Here is an 18,286-nt window from a genome sequence, read left to right on the forward strand (position 1 = left end):
ACTAGTCGCGTAGCTTCTGTAGCTGGATCGCAACAACCAATCCAGCATGAAAATCAGGGTTGTCCCATTCTTCACCAAGAAGATCTCGGATCTGTTCAAGGCGGTACTTGAGGGTGTTGTAGTGGATAAACAAACGTTCCGCGGCCTCCCTGCCATTACGACAGCTCAATACTTCGCCTAGTGTGCTGACCAACGCACCTTTATTGTTGTAATCGTAGGTGATTAATGGGCCAATATTGCGATCTATAAATCGATCTACACGCACAGAACCCAAAGAAAGCAGAAGAAGCTCCAACTCCAATTCTTCATAGATTCCAACTTCTTGGCTCGTTAACCTTGCAATACGCAACGCCTCCAACGCTGTCGAATGGGAATGCACCAACTGTGACGGTTCATCAACCGCATCCCCAACGCCAACTCGAACATCATGAGAATACAACTTGGAAAATTCTAGGCTCGCCTCACCAATCGGACGCCCAATCTCTTGTCTATTGCACAGCAACATGACATCCTCACCACGTAGCCATGCCAATGCGGATCTACCCCAAAATTTGCGAACAACTGTTTCATCAGGCAGAATTTTCGCGCTAGAAATGGCCACGACCGTATCCAATTTTTCCAAAGGCCAGTCAAACAGATGCTGATGCCTGGATTCACCACCGTCTGTGCCACGGACGATTTCTTCTAATGCAAGTGCACGAAGGCGTTCATTAACTTCAATAGTTGCCTGCTGTTGTGCAATATGCATGCCTGCCGCAAAACAAGCCTGCTGCACTAACCGTTTCTGGCCAATGGTTAAGGGACCCGCAGTAAATACCTTTATGTATCCTTTACGGCGAGATGCGACCCTAATTTCAAATGATTCTACATACTTATAGTCCGGCACCCCCTCGGGGGTATTTCTTACAGATTCTGCATCCGCTAGTGCAAGTGTCTTACCTTCAAGGTCAACAATATTCACCCTACTCAGCAATGCATCCGCTAGTGTTAGCGCAATATCCTCGAGTCCCCCACCAGACAAAGCAACTTCCGTCAGTTGTTGGCGAATAGCATCGGCGCGGTTTGGCTCGGGCCCATATTCAGAGAGGACAACTGCCATAACCTCTCCGATGACTTCATCGAACGATAAGTTGTCTCCCAGTTCAATTAGTGGAAAACCTAGATCATTACATACTTCCAGGAGGCCTTCAGGCCAGTTCTCCAGATAACGCCCTTTTTTTATTGCCAAAGCTGCAAGACCACGCAGGTGAAAATATTTGACTAGACGAACAAGTATCGAGGGGTCGTGGTGAACTGGATAGGCGGTCGTTACCAACAAATCACCCGTTCGAACAAACGCCTCAACATCTGGGACTTCCATTACGTTCACCGAATGAACGTGGCGTCCCATCCCATCCCGCCCTGCAACCACACGAGCGTCACGCAGGGCGGGAAGTTGCATGACTTGGTTCAACGATATTCCAGCCACGTTAACTCCTTTGTCCTTTCTGGCCAATTACAAGAAATAATACTGGCATTTTTGAGAGATGACACACATTATTTCTATGTCTAGTGTGAGTTATATGAGCGTCCTATCGTATCGAATAGAGCCGGTTTGCAGTGCTGCAAAGCCGCTCTATTCAAGGGATCTTTTAAGTGTGGAGGTCATATACAAAGGGCCTTCCTCGGTCGTAACTGAGACTCAATGCGGGCAACTCGTAGTTGTAACTAACTCCCAACGTGGATTAGTTCCTGGCGGTCTGCAGATTAGCGACAAAGACTTTGCTTTGTTTTCCAAAACAGTATCCGTACATCAACACGTATCTCTGGGAGACTTCTTCCAAGACCATACGCTGACGCCACGTCCAGATTTAACCCTCACACAAAATAACCTCGATCAGACATACCTGGCGCAAGCTCTCCTAATCGCGCAAATGAGTAGCACAGTATCGGCGCAGATGTTCAAAAACCTAATTAGTCAGGACGCGAAGAGAATCTCCGCTCTAATTGGCGCAGGCCCAGGGGCTACGCCAACCGGCGACGACATGCTTACCGGGGCGCTTGCTGCCTGTCTCGCGACGGGTGATGAAAAAACCTTCAAATCATTGAGCCGAATTGTACGTAACAAGCTGATGAATACCACCCGCGCTTCTAGACACCAATTGTCTTGGGCCTATCAAAGGCAGTTCGCCTCAGTTCACTTGAAATTAATTGACCAAATGAGTTGCAAGCAGCCACCGACAGATGTGATTGAGAATGCTAAACGCATCGGGCACACATCAGGCATCGATTTTCTACTGGGTTTCCTCGTTCAATCCGTCCAAATCTTAAAAATCAAGGAGTCAAAATGTCAGCAAGCCATTTAGAGTGCAGTCTCCACCATCGCCTATACAGAGACTCGGTTACGCTAATGTCGTTAGCCGCAGAACTGCAAAAAATGGAAGGCATTCTCGAAGCAGGGGTCGTGATGGCAACCCCTTCAAACCTCGACATTTTATCCCGCTCAAACATGCTACCGGAGGATTTAGAAGCGGGGCCCGATGATCTTCTAATCTCGGTGCGTGGAACTGACACAGATTCAATAAAGGCAGCATTAAACCTTGCGGACGAAAAACTCACTGCGGAAGTGAATACCAAGGGTTCACAATCATTAGATTTCGAACCTAAGACTATTGATGAGGCTCTAAAGGATTCAACTCCTGAATTAGTCACGGTCTCAGTTCCAGGAGTTTACGCTGCGCCCGTCATAGAGACTGCTCTTAAGCGTGATCTGAACGTCTTCTGCTTCTCAGACAATGTCTCCATCGAGGACGAAGACCGGCTAAAGAAATTAGCCCACGATCGGAACCTTCTACTAATGGGCCCAGACTGCGGAACTGCAATTATCGATCAAATTCCCCTTGGATTTGCCAACGAGATTAGCCACGGAAATGTAGGCATTGTTTCTGCTTCGGGTACGGGTGCACAAGAAGTTTCGACGCTCATTGACCGGGCAGGCGTTGGAGTCAGTCAACTCATTGGCGTCGGAGGCCGCGACTTGTCTGGCAAGGTACGCTGGCCTGCCACGTTCATAGCACTCGAAAAACTCGACTCTGATCCTGAAACAAAACTAATTGTTGTTATTTCAAAGCCTCCTGCCAAGGAATTGGTCGAAAAGCTCAAAGTCGTATCGAGGCAGCTCAGCAAACCTCTCATTGCATGCCTGCTCGGGGAAGAAGACAGCGATTCTACTATGACTGTCCGCGGAACCCTAGAAGGCGCAGCCATTGAGATCGCTGCATATTTCAGAAAACAACTCGACTTCGACGCGCCGTACGTCGACATACCTGTTGACGGATCAAAAATAACGGGCCTTTACACTGGAGGAACGCTGGCTCACGAGGCGGAGATCCTCTGCGAACGAGCCGGCGTTTCGTACAAAATACTAGATCTTGGTGACGACCAGTATACCCAGGGGCGTCCTCACCCGATGATCTCCCCAGACCTTCGAAGCGAGTTCATCGAGAATCTCGAAGACACAGACGTTTTGTTAGTTGATGTAGTTATTGGGTGGGGATCGTCATCTGATCCCGCCACTCCCATTACCCAGGCGATCACTAAAGCACGAGAATCCGGGCATGATCCGGTAGTTCTCGCGTCAATAACCGGAACGGAAAAGGATCATCAAAGCTATCAATCTCAAGCCGAGATTCTTCGCAATGCAGGCATATTCGTATTTCCTTCCAATGCCGCTGCAGTACGCTGCGCCATTGACCTAGTCTCCAAGGAGTAATCATGTTTTCGAAAGATTATTCAATATTGAATATCGGTCTTCCACTGATCGTTGAAGCCGTACCATCGGATCGAGTCGTGCATCTGCAATGGGAGCCACCATCCTTTGGAGACATCGAAATCGCTCGCCTAACCTCCATGCTGGATGACAACGTGACTCGCAAAGCTAACGAGGAAGCAATTGCGAAGGTTCACTCAGTACGACCACAGTTGCAAGGAATTATTCCAGCCAAAGAAGCAATCCCCGCATTGCAACAACGACTGTTGCTCCATGCAGGACCTCCTATCTCTTTCAGCCAAATGTGCGGGCCTATGCAAGGAGCCCTGATTGGCGCGAGCATATTCGAAAAATGGGCAAAGAACGAAGACGAAGCGCTTACCCTACTTAACTCTGGCGAAATTCAAGTCTCTCCGTGCCACCATTACGGCGCCGTAGGTCCCATGGCAGGGGTGCTCTCTCCCTCTATGCCGGTATTTGTTGTTTCTGATGGAGACCGAAAAGCCTACGCCTCAATGAACGAGGGCCTAGGAAAGGTTCTGCGGTTCGGAGCCTATGACGACGAAGTCATCCAGCGTCTGGAGTGGATGCGCGATGTTCTTGGTCCGACCTTGAACAGGAGTCTTGATATAACAGGCCCCTTAGATACAACTGCCCTCTTCGGCCAGGCACTCGCAATGGGAGATGAGGGGCATAACAGGAATGTTGCTGCTACGAGTTTATTCACACGAAAACTCGCGCCATTCTTATCAACTCTGGACGGAGGTCGAGAGACCCTCGAGTTCCTTGCTTCAAACGATCATTTCGCACTAAACCTATCTATGGCCGCTGCAAAGTTGTGCATGGATGCAGCGAGAGGAACAGAAAACTCAACGCTGGTGGTTGCGATGGCACGCAATGGTGTCCAATTCGGATTACAAACTGCAGGCACCGGTGACACATGGTTCACTGCTGAAGTAGGACCTGCTGATGGCCTATTCTTCCCTGGCTACTCCATTGAAGATGCGAATCCAGATCTGGGAGATTCGGCCATTACGGAGACCCTGGGAATCGGTGGATTCGCTATGGCCGCTTCCCCGGCTATCACGAAGTTTGTTGGCGGTGCACCTTCCGACGCTTTGAAGATTTCGGTTGAGATGGGGCGCATCACCATATCTCAGCATCCAGCTTTCCAATTACCTCCATTGAACTTTGCTGGTAGCCCTTCAGGAATCGACGTTCTAAAAGTATCCGAAACCGACATTTTGCCCGTCATCAATACCGGTATTGCTCACAAAAAAGCCGGCATCGGCCAAATTGGCGCTGGCATCGTCCGCGCACCAAAGGAAGTTTTCCTTAGTGCGATTCGCGAAATCGCACGCCTGAGGAACTTGACATGAAATCGGTACTTGTAGCTGTGGGAGGAAACGCGCTAGTTCAAGAGAACGAACCACCCACCTTAGAAGCCCAGAATCGTCGTGCAGAAACCATAGGTGGATTGATAGCTGATCTTGTAGAAGATGGATACAACGTTACCGTTACCCACGGAAACGGACCCCAAGTTGGCTTCATCATGCAACGCGCTGAGCGGTCGGCTAGAGACTCGAAGTCAATCGAAATCCCAAGTTTACCGCTGTGGCTGGCAGTGGCTGATTCTCAAGGCGGAATCGGGCACATTCTAACCAATGCTATTTCCAATACTTTCCGTGAAAGAGGGCTTGATTATCCAGTGGTAGCAGTCGTTACACACTGCGTTGTTGATGCCGAAGATCCAGCGTTCAACAATCCGAACAAACCAATTGGAATGGCCTTGGCTAAACAGGAAGCTCCAACCAGTTGGGACACGGTAAAAGTACGCAACGGAATGGTTCGTAGGGTTGTGGCAAGTCCTAAACCTAAAACCATTCTAGAGTCCAGAGCAGTAGCAACCCTGATGCGCAATGACCAAATCGTAATCGCAGGCGGCGGAGGCGGGATACCACTTGTAGAAAATCGTGGACGTTTGGTTCCGATCGATGCCGTTATCGACAAGGATTACACTTCTGCACTAATGGCAGCTCAGGCTGAAATAAACACCCTAATACTTCTTACCGGCGTTCCCAACGTCGTTCTCAACTGGGGCACGGAACACGAAAGCAACATCCTGCAGACCAGCCGTACCCAAATGCGTAAATGGCTAGACGACGGCCAGTTTCCTGCTGGGTCCATGGGTCCAAAAATAGAGGCCGCTCTTTCCTTCCTAGAAGGTGGAGGCAAACAAGTCATCATAACCAACATAAACACGGCTGCCGAAGCTATGAGAGGCAACGGTGGCACACGCATCACGGAGGAGAACCTATGATTATCACAAAAGCCAACCCATTCAACGTCGAATGGGATCCGGCTTCAACTGCACTTATTTGCATTGATTTCCAGCGCGATTTCATGGAGCCAGGTGGTTTCGGCGAAACACTCGGCAACAATGTCTCACCGTTACGGGAAACTATTGAGCCAACGAAGCGGGTGCTAGATAGAGCCCGGGAAATGGGACTATTGATCATTCATACGAGAGAAGGACATAGGCCCGACCTTAAGGATCTGTTCCCCGCCAAACGCGACCGCGGAAACCCATCACTTCGCATCGGCGACCAAGGACCTATGGGGCGTATCCTCGTTCGTGGAGAAAAAGGCCACGATATTATCCCCGAGCTCTATCCCGCTGATGGGGAAGTCATTCTCGATAAACCCGGCAAAGATTCTTTCTACGGAACAGATCTTGACGTAATGCTCCGAGCCCAGGGTATAAAGACACTCATCATCACAGGTGTTACCACCGAAGTTTGTGTTCAGTCGACAGCTCGTGCAGCAAACGATCGCGGATACGAATGCATTATCTTGTCAGATTGCACCAGCTCTTACTTCCCAGAATTTAAGAAATCAGCGCTTGAACAGTTCTCTGCTCAGGGTGCAATCATTGGTTGGGTTTGTGACTCTACCACTCTTATTGAATCAATCGACAAGGCCAAGTGATCACAATGTCAATACAGACCGCAACTACTTCAAAACCTAAGCTATGGGTTAAAGGGGACTGGAATGGCCTATTTGGCCTAGGAACTAACGTACTCCTCAACGTCATCGTTCTAACTGGCCTCTGTTTGGCTGTTGTTAAGATGCCGGAGACAATAGTCTATGGTCGTGTCTTGCCAGCTCTAGCAATCGCACTGCCCTTAGGAAACATCTGGTATGCATGGCTTGCATGGAGTCTTGCCAAGAAGGAAGGCAGGAACGATGTTACAGCTCTTCCCTATGGCCCATCCGTGCCGCACACGTTCATAGTTGTATTCGTTGTCATGCTACCCGTATACCTGCAGTCCGGTGATGCGATTAAAGCTTGGCGGGCTGGGCTAGCTTGGGCATTCATCATCGGGTGCATTGTGCTAATCGGTGCCATGATAGGTCCTTGGATACGAAAAGCTATTCCACGTGCCGCACTCCTTGGTGCCCTGGCTGGTATCTCAATCACGTTCATCGCAATGCGTCCTGCTGGTCAAATGTGGCAAGCACCCTGGATTGCCTTTATTGCATTCGCGTTCATCCTCATTGGCTGGCTTGCAGGAAGGCGTATGCCTTTCGATGCACCTGTTGGTTTGGTAGCAGTGATTGTCGCGACGGTTGTGGCATGGGTAGCCGTTCTAGCAGGTTGGAGTGGAATTTTAGTACCGTCTGCGGTTGCGGAATCATTCGCTAACGTGGGCTTCTACCTTCCTATCCCTTCTAATGACGTCATAGTTGGACTTGGTGATATCGCACCGCTCTTGGCCTCAGCTATTCCCCTCGGTATTTACAACTTCACGGAAGGCATGACCAACGTAGAAAGCGCCGCAGCAGCAGGAGATAAATTCTCCGTAAGGCAAGTCCTGACCGCGGATGGACTTGGAGCCATCATCGGTTCCTTCCTCGGTTCGCCATTCCCGCCCGCTGTATACGTCGGGCACCCCGGCTGGAAACAGGTTGGTGGCCGAATTGGATACTCCCTTGTAACCGGCATCATTGTCGCTATTGTTTGTGCCACCGGACTAATTGCAACATTCCTTGCAATCTTCCCGATGCAAGCACTGGTACCGGTTCTGCTCTACATCGGTCTTATCATCGGCTCCCAGGCATTCGATGTATCACCCAGCCGCTACTCACCTGCAATCGTGCTTGCAATGATTCCGTCCCTAGCAGAATGGGCCACCGGACAGGTTGAGAATGCCCTTGCCGCCGCTGGCACAACAGCGGATAGCGTGGGAATCGCTTCGTTGGTCGACGCGGGTGTGATTTACGATGGCATGAAACTACTTGGACAAGGCGCGGTGCTGGTTGGAATTCTGTTAGGTGCGATTACCTGCTTTGTAATCGACAAGAAACTGTATCCGGCATCCATAGTTGCATTGATCTCAGCGGCACTTAGCTTCTTCGGTTTGATTAATGCTTACGAGGTAGGCGTGAATGCGTCACCTGGCGTAACGCTTGGTTATATCGTTCTCGCGGCCATTCTCGCCGGGTTTGCTTGGTGGCAGAGAAATCTTCACGATGATACGCTTCCAGACGAATTACTCTTCGTTAATGGAACACTTATGCGTGGCCTTGAACTGCACGACAACCTTGCCGGTGCCGAGTTTAAAGAAGAAATCGCAACAGCACCAAATTATCGTCTACACACAATTGACGATATCCACCCAGGCATGTACAAAGTTGTCTCTAATGGTGTAGCAGTTGACGGTGAGCTATATGAACTGTCACCTGAAATCCTACTTCGCGTGATTGAAGGCGAGCCAGCAGGCCTATATCGCGGGCCTGTAACGTTGGCTGATGGTCGCGTAGTTCCAGGAATTCTTTACAGCGAAGAGATGGCAATAAAACATCCAGATATCTCTAAGCACGGCGGATGGAAAAAGTACATCGCGTCAAAGAAGGCATAGTTTCTACTAGAGAAACTACCGGGTCGCGGTCCAATGCGTCAGCAACGGACCGCGACCTTTTCTACACCATGTACATTTCCTAAACAACCTCACTATTTCTGCATTAGGCCTACGTATACCGCCGCCGTTGCTAAATCGCGTAAACCATCCTGGCGCAAGCCCGGCCAACCCCACACCTGGCCGGTCAGATCCGCAGGCACCGCACCAACCCCTGCCGCCGCGCCCAGCAACGCGCCCGCCAGGCAAGCCACCGTGTCCGTGTCCCCGCCCGCACGCACCGCGGAACTGACCCCCACCCAAACCGGGTTCAACTGCGCGTTGCCGCGCTGCTCCCACTCGGCCACCCGGACAGCCGCCAACACGCGATCCATCACCGACACCGCATCCAAACCAGCGCCCAACCCAGACGCTACGCCCGCATCATCGCCTCGCACCATCGACAGCAAGAACGCTTCGTCCTCGCCCGCCACGCCTGCAACGCCAAAAATGGGACATTCTGATCCCAGACTGCCGATTCCATCCAAAACATTTGCAACTGCCGCATACCAGTCCAGGCATTCTTGCCATGGCTTTCCTGGCGCAAAACCCGCGAGCGCCCCGCGTAGCAACTGCGCGTACGAGGCTGCCAGCAAAGCGGTACGCGGATCCGGCGTCACCATGCGCACAACCTCTAAACTCACCCGCGTGCACTCGCGAGAATCCAACGCCGCAGACAGTGCCACCGGCACCATGAGTGCAAACACCTCATTGCCAGCCACGCGTGCACGCGGACGCAAACTCTCCCAACGAGCACTCGCCGCAGCCACCAAACGGGCGGCCCCCAACGGCTCGCCCTGCTCTTGCTCAATCCGTTCCCGCAAATGCGCTGGAGCAAGCGAGGGCTGATCCGCCCACTGTAAAACCGACTGCAATCCCGGAGCCACCTGCGCCGGATGCGAGCGATACCAAGCCATCACTCGCACAGCCAACTGATCGAGTGCCGCCTGCGAACCTAGCGCGCTCTGAGCCGCTACCTCCAGCCCCAAAACAGCCAGCTGAACGTCCGCGCCCCACTCGCCCTCATCAAACAGGCCGCTGCGTCCTCGCAAATCTAAACGTTGCGCGTCTGTGGGCGGAGCGATAAGCTCCCACGGCACGCCGAGGGCAGACCCAACGGCCATCGCCGAAACCGCCCCCACCGCAGATAGCGCCACATCCGAATGTTCGCGCCGCACGCGCACTAGCCTGCCGCGCTGCGGGGTGGGCGCACCTAATTCACTCACGCTCCAGCCACGCGTCGGCAAGAAGCTGGAAAGACCGACGGCGAAGCTCAGGATCCCACGCGTAAGAGACGATAATCAGCTCATCCACACGGAACTGCTCTACAAAACTATCCAGGTACTCCACCACATCATCAGGAGAGCCCACCACGGCCGTAGTATTCAAACCTTGCGCTGCAACGTCATACTGCAAGGCCGCATTAGGCTTCGACAACGGCTCATTCTTGCCCTTGCTAAGCCCATCCTTCCAATCCGTGTAAGAGGTGAACAGGTAGTTCGCCTCCTCCCGAGTTGGCGCCACCAACACATTCACGCCCGCCATGAACACCGGGCGATCCACCTGCGCCGTGGGAGCCTCCGCGTTAAAGTTCGCGCGGTACGTCGCTACCGCGTTACGCAAGTATTGAGGTGCAAAATGCGACGCAAAACTGTAGGGCAAGCCCAGCGCGGCCGCCACCTGGGCGCCGCCGAGCGAAGATCCGAGCATCCACAGCGGAACCTCCGTGCCTTCACCGGGTATCGCCAAAATCCTATTGCGGATCGAGGCGGGATTTGGAGACAGCCCGAACGCCGCGGCCTCCGCTCCAGCAAGACCAAAATCGTCAACCGGGCTTGGCTGGAAATACTGCACTAGCTGGGCCACATCAACACTGAAATCATCCAACTGGCCGCTTCCGCGCCGCAGAGCCGAGGCCGTCACCGGATCGGTGCCCGGCGCGCGGCCAAGTCCCAAATCAAACCGGTCACCATAAATCGTTGCGAGCGTACCGTAATACTCCGCAACCATTAGCGGCGAATGGTTTGGCAACATCACGCCGCCCGCACCCAAACGAATCGTGGAAGTGTGTTCTGCTGCGCGCGCCAACAACAACGAGGTTGCCGACGACATAAACAAACGAGAACCGTGGTGCTCCGCCATCCAATACCGCTTGTACCCCGCGCTCTCCGCAAGGCGCGCCAACTCAAGCGAATCATCCAGCGCCCGGCGTCTACCCAAACCAGCAGAAACCGGCGACAAATCCAAAATAGAAAGTGGAACACGCATAACTAATCCTCCAATACCTGAAAGCTTACCCATGCCCAGCAAAAGCCACCTGGTGAACGCAATTTTTGCCTGCGATTCACAAAAGCTATGAATCTAGCCCTTCACTGCCCCATCTGTCATACCAGCCATGAAATGGCGTTGGAGGGTAAAGTACAAAATCACCATCGGCAAAGCTACCAGCACAGCACCCGCAGCCAGCAGGCTCGAACCCTGCGTGTACTGGCCCTGGAAGAACGCCAACCCCAACGGTGCGGTGCGCATCTTGCCCGATGGCGACATGACCAACGGGATCAGGAAGTCATTCCACGTCCACATAAACGTCAGCACCACCTGCGTAACTACCGTTGGCACGGCTATCGGCACCAAAACCGACCTCAAAATCCGCAAATTTCCGGCCCCATCTATTTGCGCGGCTTCAATCAAAGACCTATCCACGCTCCTAAAGAACGCGCGCATCCAGAACGTTCCGAAAGCCAGTGACTGCGCTATCTGGGGAAGTGCAATAGCCCAAATCGTGTCCGTAAGCCCCAGGGACCTCAAATCAAAAAACAAGGGCAACACAATTGCTTCAGACGGCACCATGATCCCAAGCAAGAAAGTGAAGAATAAGATCTTCTCCCCGCGCGGGCGCAACACGCCCAAAACATAGCCGGAAGCTATCGACAACACCAGCGCCACCGTCACCACCAGCAACGCCACCATTATCGAGTTGCGCATGTAATCCGAAAAGCGCCCCTGCTCCCACGCCGCCGCGTAGTTCTCAAAATGGAATGAACCCTCCCCGCCAAAAGACTCCGGCTGCAATGACAGCACCAGAATCCGCAAAATGGGCACCAACGCTCCCGCTGCAAACAGCGTGAGCACCACGTAATTAATCAGTTGTTCCGTACGCGAGGGTCTCATTATTCACGCTCCCCCACCAGGTTGAGGGCCAAGTTAATCAAGAAGATCACCAGCGTCAGCACCACTGCGAGCGACGAGGCTGTTCCCACCTCACCAATTCGAAACGCCTGATAGTAAACCTCGTAAGACGGCACGGTTGTAGCACTTCCCGGCCCGCCCGATGTGGTCACATACACGAGGTCAAATGTCTTCAAAGCCGCCACAATCGTCAGAGTCAAAGACACTATGATCTCCGCGCGAACCGACGGCACAGTTATTGCGAAGAACTGACGCACCCTGCCCGCACCGTCAAGCATCGCAGCCTCATACAAATCACGCGGAATCGCGGCCATGCCAGACATCAAAAGCACCGTCACCAGGCCCAGGCTCACCCACGAACCAATCAAGCCCACCGCGGGCAAAGCAAACGTGAAATCACCCAGCCACGCCCTCGTCAACGATCCCAAACCAATCGCACGCAAAAACCCGTTAATTGGCCCATCCGGGGCGTAAATGCCTCGCCACGCAATCGCTAACACCACCATCGCGATCACCTGCGGTAAAAACACCACCGTGCGGAAAAATCCCAGACCGCGAATCTGCGACCTTGTCAACAGCGACGCCAAAACCAGGCCCACGCACAGGGGTATAACCGCGTAAAAAATAATCAAAATCAGCGCGTGCGAAAACGCTGCCAACAACCGCGGATTCGAAAACGTCTCAATGTAGTTAGAAAAGCCTACAAACGTTGAATAGCCCAGCCCATCCCACTTATATAAAGACAACTGGAATACGCGGATCAACGGGTAGAGCATGAACGCCGCATATACGGCGAAAGGCACGGCCATCAAAGCCAGCGCGGCCAGCGTATTACTACCTCGCTTAGTCTGGCTAAATTTCACGGCCGATCCGCGCGCAGCCCCACTCTTTGAGTCTGCGCGCGGACCGTTAGAAACCGTTGACATGTGCCTACTTCGCAAAACCGGCGTAGTCAGCCTCCAGAGCATCCACGAATGCCTCCGGAGTCATCGTTCCCGCCATCAACTGCTGCAACGCATCACCAAGCGTCTGGTCAAACGTCGGAGTTGCGTAGTCCAGGTACGGCAGAATCTCGCCATCCTCAGAAACGGTTGTGAACACGTTCAAAACGTCTGCCACAACACCCTTGGTTCCACCCGCATACTTCGCAGCGTCATTAACCGGCACGTTGCCCGTGTCGGCAAGCACCTGCATGGCCTCATCAGAGGTGATGAAGTCAATGTATGCCGCGGCTACGTTCGGATCCTTTGCCGAAGACGTGATCGCAAACGGCAAGCCTGTGCCACCGGTTGTTGCCGGCTTATCGCCCGCCATCGGTGGAGCCATGAATGCAATGTCGTCACCCATCGCCTCCATCAGATCCGGAGCGAGCCAAGAACCGGCGATCAAGTAAATGCCGTCACCCTTGGCAAAGCTCTGCCAGACCGAGTCATAATCAACGCCGTTGAAGCCCTCGTTGAAGTAGCCGGACGTCGCCCAGTCCTGCAACTGCTTCGCTGCCGCAACGTTCTCATCCGACTTCCACGTAGCACCCGCATTACCGAAACCAAGTGGGCGCACCTGGTCCGCCGGAACGTGAGCGGCCTGAACCGCGCCAAACAGGTGGAACGCAGGCCACTTATCTACGTTGCCGAGCATTAGCGGCGTCTTTCCCGCGTCCTTAATGGTCTTCAACTGGTCGCTGAACTCATCCCACGTCTTCGGTACCTGCAGGGCCAGCTCTTCAAGCCGTGAAGGAGCGTAGAAAACACCCACAACCTCGCCTACCTGCGGCAAGCCGTAAAGCGATCCTTCGCCAAACTTCGTGGCGTCAGCCGAATAGGAAGAGTAAGAAAGAATGCTGTCAGAGTAGCGATCGCGCCACTTGTAAGCATCCGCCCATGGATCCAGCGGAATGATCTGTCCAGCCGAAACAAACTGCCCCATCATCGACCGCGCATTATTTGCCTCCACAACATCGGGCGCGTCATCACCCGAAAGTGCGAGGCGAAGCGTAGTTTGCAGGTCATCAAACGACTGCGAAACCCGCTCAATGGTGATGTTTGGATACTTCTTCATGAACGCCTCATTCAGGCGCTTCATCTGCTCATCCTGGCCTCCGCGAACCTCCTGGTCCCAAACCGTCAGAGTCTGCTCAGGCAAGCTCGAAATATCCGTAATGACCTCACTAGACGTACCACCCTCACTGGGGCTCGATTCGTTAGAAGGTCCAGGAGCACATGCTCCAAGCATTAGCGCCACAGCCGCAACTGCAGCAGGTGCAATAAACTTTGCAGGCCTCATTGCCTCCCCTTTCGAAAATTGCTCCGTCTGCTCTAGTGTTTCACCTCACGAAACTATTTGGTGTTAAACCCGAGTGATTTAACAAATTGGTGAACGAAACCCAAATCATAAGATCCAGGAATATCGAGCTCTTTAATCCTTTTTGCAAGCTCTGAAGCGGTAGGAGTAGAACCAGCTCCTCCCGCCTTAGAAACCGATAGTGCGCCTAGAAGGAGGGCGAAAGACACGGCCTCACGCTCCGTTGCCCCATTAGCAACGGCTACGGCGAGCCCGGCGCTGAACGCGTCCCCCGCCCCCGTTGGATCGACCACATCAACCGAGATACCAGGCAAAGTCTGGTAGTTATCGGGTCCTAGAACCACTCCACGACCGCCTCTTGTTACAACTATTCGCGCATCGGTTTCCACCAGCTGACCGATCATCGAAACAGCCTGGCGAACATCAAAACAGCGGGCGTAGTGCAATATTTCGGTCTCGTTGGGAACAAAATAATCACAGTGTTCAAGCGGGAGCAGATCGCTGGTGCGCCACGCGCCCGTAGAATCCCAACCGACGTCACCAATAACTTTCGTGCCGCGAGCGCGCCACTTCTTCACAACCTCGACATTCTTATCGATCGCACGCAGGTCTGCGATTAGCACGGAAGGTGCGAAGTCTTCCGGTAATGCGCCACCTTCATCCGATCCATGGGTGACCATTGCCCGGTCTGCGTCCCACGCAAGCGCAACAGTTACAGACTGGCACTCAACGGGCGTAGCATACGCGGTACCGACCTTGTTTTCGTCAAGCACTGACCGCACAATCTGACCCGCTCGATCATTTCCGAGGCGAGTTATCAGCTCTACCGGGTGCCCCAGCCTTGCCACGGCAACCGCCTGATTAGCAGCCCCTCCTGCGGTGAGCGCCGAAGATTCAACCCACATCTCCTCGCCCAGCACTGGAGCATGTGGCATCCCAGCCATCACCACGTCCAAAAACGTTGGGCCACAAACCGCTATTGCACCGGTAGACATACAGCCTGCTTCCTTCTGCGTACCGTTTCGATCAGTATCGCCCCACATCTCGTTCATGACAAACAATGCGCGCATCCCTTGCCGAACTATCCACGCAGGTGTGCAGACTTAATAAGATGAGAGGGTATGCGCAAGATACTGTGCTTTCCCTCGATCTGAAAGGTATTCGCCCGTGAAACTAACGATCGCTGGAGGCGGCGGATTTCGCGTCCCTCAAGTTCTGGACGTCCTCTCAAAGCATGATTCTGTATTCCAGATCACTGACGTAGCGTTGTATGACGTTTCCACTATGCGAATGGGCGTCATCGAAAACGTGATCCGTGGATTGTATTCTGATCGGCCTAACCTGCCTCGAATCACTGCGACCACCGATCTTCACGAGGCGCTTGCTGGCGCGGACTTCGTATTTTCAGCAATCCGCGTAGGCGGCACCGATGGGCGTGTTCGCGATGAGCGAGTGGCTCTTTCTAATCACGTTATTGGACAAGAAACGGTGGGTCCGGGCGGAAATGCGTACGCGTTGCGCACACTGCCAGAGGCCATGCGTTTAGCGGAGGCTGCGCGCGAAGTGGCGCCAAACGCGTGGGTCATCAACTTCACCAATCCGGCCGGCATCATCACGCAAGCAATGCGCACGGTGCTAGGCAATCGCGTTGTTGGCATCTGTGATACCCCGATCGGCCTCATGCGCAAAGCGTGCGCGGCGATAGGAGTTTCGCCAAGCGATGTTGAGTTTGACTATGTTGGCCTCAACCATCTCGGATGGTTGCGCGAACTACGCGTAGACGGAGTTGACCGCCTGCCGGAGCTGCTCGCATCCGACGAAATGCTCGATCATATTGAAGAGGCTCGCATCCTCGGCTTCGACTGGGTGCGAACCCTTGGCGCTCTGCCTAACGAGTACCTGTTCTACTACTACTACGCGCGCGAATCGCTACAGCGCATTCTGGACGAGCATGAGACGCGCGGAGAGTTCTTGCGGGCCCAGCAAGAAAAGTTTTACGAGGCGGCAACAGCCAACCCGCAGCGGGCAGCCGAGCTGTGGCAGGCTACGCACAACGAGCGCGAAGCCACGTACATGGCCGAATCACGTCCTGAGGAAGAGCGGGCCGGGCGCCGCAATGAGGACATGGGCGGCGGTTATCAAGAGGTTGCCTTCAACATCATGAAAGCCATCACCAAGGGCGAGCCCGCAACCATGATCCTCAACGTGGCAAACAGCGATGGGCCGAACGGCCTGCTAGTGCCTGGACTATCAGAATCCGCAGTCGTGGAGGTTCCCTGCACGGTTGACGCTGGCGGCATCCACCCGCATCAGGTAAAGCCCTTGACCGGCCCTGAATTTGGCCTCGTCTCAACGGTCAAAGCCGTGGAAGAAGAACTGCTACGCGCGTTCTTTGAGTCCAACGAGGGAGCCGCTTGGCACGCTATTGCAAGCCACCCGCTAGTTGACTCGATTGCCGTGGCGCGCAACGTGTTGGACGGCTACTTGGAGGACCCAAGACTGCAAGCCGTGCTACGCGGACACGACTAGCTGCAGATCTAGAGGCGGCTTGCGTTAATCCCTGACCCAGTCCGGGTTTGGCGCAAGCCTCACAACCTCGCCAAACTGCGGGACAACCACATTCCAGCCAAGCTCCTGCTTGATTCGCTCGCCCAGCGCCTGGGCTGCCCGCGGCTCGCCGTGCGTCAAGAACACTGCGTGCGGGGCCTTCCCCGCCTCGCCGTCATCGCCCTGGCCGACCTGCGCAACCCAACGCAAAAGTTCGTCACGATCGGCGTGGGCAGAGAACTCGCGGTCTTGCGTAACTTCAGCGCGAACCGGCACGTACCAGCCGTGCATTTTGATCGATTCTGCGCCTTCAAGGAGTTTACGACCGCGCGTTCCCACAGCCTGGTATCCGGTGATAATAAGGCAGTTCTTCGGATCTGGTAGCAACCTTTGCAGGTGGTGCAAAACGCGACCGCCCTCCAACATTCCTGAGGATGTCACTATGATGCACGAGCCTTTGAACTCATTGATCTTCTTCGAATCCTCCACGCTCAGCATTTGTTTCAGTTGCGGAATGCCCAAGAAGTCTTCCTTATCAATACCGCTGCGCATCTCTTCGTCCGCGAACTCCTCGTACACACTGAGGGCACGCAGACCCATCGGCGAGTCCACAAACACCGGCAAATCAGGGATTCGCCCTTCGCGCATCATCGACACCAGCTGGGCGAGCACCGACTCCGTACGGTGAATCGCAAATGCGGGAATCACGATCTTTCCACCCCGCGCCGCAGTGTCGCGGATCGCGCGCGCCATTTCTTCGTGCGGCACCTCGGCAACCTCGTGTAGCCGGTCACCGTACGTGGATTCCATAATCACCCAATCCGCTGCCGGGGTTTTCCCGCGCGGCTTGAGCAGGTACGGGTTCTCCCTGCCCAGATCGCCAGAAAAGAGGATCCGCGTGCCCCCTGTCTTTATCAGAATCGAAGCCGACCCGAGGATGTGGCTGGCCGGCACCCAGCGAGCGGAGAACTCTCCAAAATCAACTTCGGTATCGAACTCAACGGGGCGGAAATACTGCAGCGTCTTCTCCACGTCCTCTGGAGTGAAGAGGGCCAACGGATTCTCGTGCTTAGAGTAGCCGCCCTTTTTGGCTGACTTCGCGTCATTCACCTGTAGGTTGCCGGCATCGCGCAGGACTATCTCAGCGAGTTTTATAGTTGCCCTCGTAGCCCATATCGAGCCTCTAAAACCCTGCTTCACAAGCACCGGCAGGTAGGCCACGTGATCAGCGTGAGCGTGTGTAACCAAGATGTCGGTAATAGTTTGCGGACTTGGGGAGAACGGCTCCCAGTTCTTGACACGCCATTTCTTCTCGCCCTGATACATGCCCGCGTCAACCAGCACTTTACGGCCATCGATTTCAAGCAAATACTTCGATCCGGTCACGGTTCCAGCCGCACCTAGAAACCTGCAACTAACAAGCGAATCGCTCATGTCCCTCACCCATCCGTTTGCAATCGAGACACTTCCAGTATGACGCAGCACACACTCGTTCGCAGGGGGAGACTTCGGCGAATGCTTGGCACGACAACCCGCCGGGGTG

Annotated in this window: 15 protein-coding genes; 7 read left to right on the forward strand and 8 right to left on the reverse strand. The window is 53.9% G+C overall.

Annotation, left to right across the window (positions count from 1 at the left end; genetic code table 11):
* Position 1 precedes the first annotated feature (1 nt).
* Entirely contained in the window at positions 2-1,468 is a 1,467-nt protein-coding gene (locus HMPREF2891_RS08060; RefSeq protein ID WP_148131755.1) for a PucR family transcriptional regulator, read from the reverse strand.
* Positions 1,469-1,526: 58 nt separating this feature from the next.
* On the opposite strand from HMPREF2891_RS08060, the gene HMPREF2891_RS08065 reads away from it, so the two are divergent.
* The 6 genes from HMPREF2891_RS08065 (at position 1,527) to HMPREF2891_RS08090 (ending at position 8,670) form a co-directional block, all read left to right on the forward strand.
* Complete coding sequence (locus HMPREF2891_RS08065; RefSeq protein WP_070664897.1) at positions 1,527-2,345, forward strand: oxamate carbamoyltransferase subunit AllH family protein; 819 nt, start codon at positions 1,527-1,529, stop codon at positions 2,343-2,345.
* A 71-nt stretch (positions 2,346-2,416) separates the two neighbouring features.
* Positions 2,417-3,751 (forward strand): acyl-CoA synthetase FdrA, encoded by a 1,335-nt coding sequence (locus HMPREF2891_RS08070; protein WP_186822320.1) that lies wholly within the window; start codon positions 2,417-2,419, stop codon positions 3,749-3,751.
* A gap of 2 nt (positions 3,752-3,753) precedes the next feature.
* Positions 3,754-5,127: a YlbE family protein gene (locus tag HMPREF2891_RS08075; protein WP_070664901.1), complete on the forward strand. Its 1,374-nt coding sequence runs from the start codon at positions 3,754-3,756 to the stop codon at positions 5,125-5,127.
* Positions 5,124-6,068, forward strand: a complete 945-nt coding sequence (locus HMPREF2891_RS08080) for a carbamate kinase (RefSeq protein WP_070664903.1) — start codon at positions 5,124-5,126, stop codon at positions 6,066-6,068. The genes HMPREF2891_RS08075 and HMPREF2891_RS08080 overlap by 4 nt, the downstream gene beginning before the upstream one ends.
* On the forward strand, positions 6,065-6,736 hold the full coding sequence (locus tag HMPREF2891_RS08085; RefSeq protein ID WP_070664906.1) for a cysteine hydrolase family protein: 672 nt from the start codon (positions 6,065-6,067) through the stop codon (positions 6,734-6,736). The genes HMPREF2891_RS08080 and HMPREF2891_RS08085 overlap by 4 nt, the downstream gene beginning before the upstream one ends.
* 5 nt (positions 6,737-6,741) lie before the next feature.
* Complete coding sequence (locus tag HMPREF2891_RS08090) at positions 6,742-8,670, forward strand: allophanate hydrolase-related protein (protein ID WP_148131756.1); 1,929 nt, start codon at positions 6,742-6,744, stop codon at positions 8,668-8,670.
* A 92-nt stretch (positions 8,671-8,762) separates the two neighbouring features.
* On the opposite strand, the gene HMPREF2891_RS08095 is transcribed toward HMPREF2891_RS08090, so the two are convergent.
* From HMPREF2891_RS08095 to HMPREF2891_RS08120, 6 genes are read right to left on the reverse strand one after another with little or no spacing between them, the layout of a single operon-like run.
* Positions 8,763-9,932, reverse strand: coding sequence for an ADP-ribosylglycohydrolase family protein (locus HMPREF2891_RS08095; RefSeq protein ID WP_070664910.1), 1,170 nt, complete (start codon positions 9,930-9,932; stop codon positions 8,763-8,765).
* A complete protein-coding gene (locus HMPREF2891_RS08100) occupies positions 9,925-11,007 on the reverse strand; it encodes an LLM class flavin-dependent oxidoreductase (protein ID WP_261666859.1) in 1,083 nt (360 codons plus the stop codon). Before HMPREF2891_RS08100 ends, HMPREF2891_RS08095 begins: the two co-directional genes overlap by 8 nt.
* Before the next feature lie 60 nt (positions 11,008-11,067).
* A complete protein-coding gene (locus HMPREF2891_RS08105; RefSeq protein WP_070664914.1) occupies positions 11,068-11,877 on the reverse strand; it encodes a carbohydrate ABC transporter permease in 810 nt (269 codons plus the stop codon).
* On the reverse strand, positions 11,877-12,821 hold the full coding sequence (locus HMPREF2891_RS08110; protein ID WP_233187635.1) for a carbohydrate ABC transporter permease: 945 nt from the start codon (positions 12,819-12,821) through the stop codon (positions 11,877-11,879). The genes HMPREF2891_RS08105 and HMPREF2891_RS08110 overlap by 1 nt, the downstream gene beginning before the upstream one ends.
* Before the next feature lie 4 nt (positions 12,822-12,825).
* The gene (locus tag HMPREF2891_RS08115; RefSeq protein ID WP_070664918.1) at positions 12,826-14,178 is read right to left on the reverse strand and encodes an extracellular solute-binding protein; all 1,353 of its coding nucleotides are present in this window, start codon (positions 14,176-14,178) and stop codon (positions 12,826-12,828) included.
* A 53-nt stretch (positions 14,179-14,231) separates the two neighbouring features.
* Entirely contained in the window at positions 14,232-15,266 is a 1,035-nt protein-coding gene (locus HMPREF2891_RS08120) for a carbohydrate kinase family protein (protein ID WP_070664920.1), read from the reverse strand.
* Between the two features lie 97 nt (positions 15,267-15,363).
* Here HMPREF2891_RS08120 and HMPREF2891_RS08125 point away from each other — a divergent pair, with 97 nt between their 5' ends.
* Positions 15,364-16,725 (forward strand): family 4 glycosyl hydrolase, encoded by a 1,362-nt coding sequence (locus tag HMPREF2891_RS08125; protein ID WP_070664922.1) that lies wholly within the window; start codon positions 15,364-15,366, stop codon positions 16,723-16,725.
* Positions 16,726-16,749: 24 nt separating this feature from the next.
* On the opposite strand, the gene HMPREF2891_RS08130 is transcribed toward HMPREF2891_RS08125, so the two are convergent.
* A complete protein-coding gene (locus HMPREF2891_RS08130) occupies positions 16,750-18,177 on the reverse strand; it encodes an MBL fold metallo-hydrolase RNA specificity domain-containing protein (RefSeq protein WP_070664924.1) in 1,428 nt (475 codons plus the stop codon).
* Positions 18,178-18,286 lie beyond the last annotated feature (109 nt).

Origin of the sequence: Actinomyces sp. HMSC065F11, from assembly GCF_001813085.1 — a bacterium.
Classification (GTDB): domain Bacteria; phylum Actinomycetota; class Actinomycetes; order Actinomycetales; family Actinomycetaceae; genus Gleimia; species Gleimia europaea.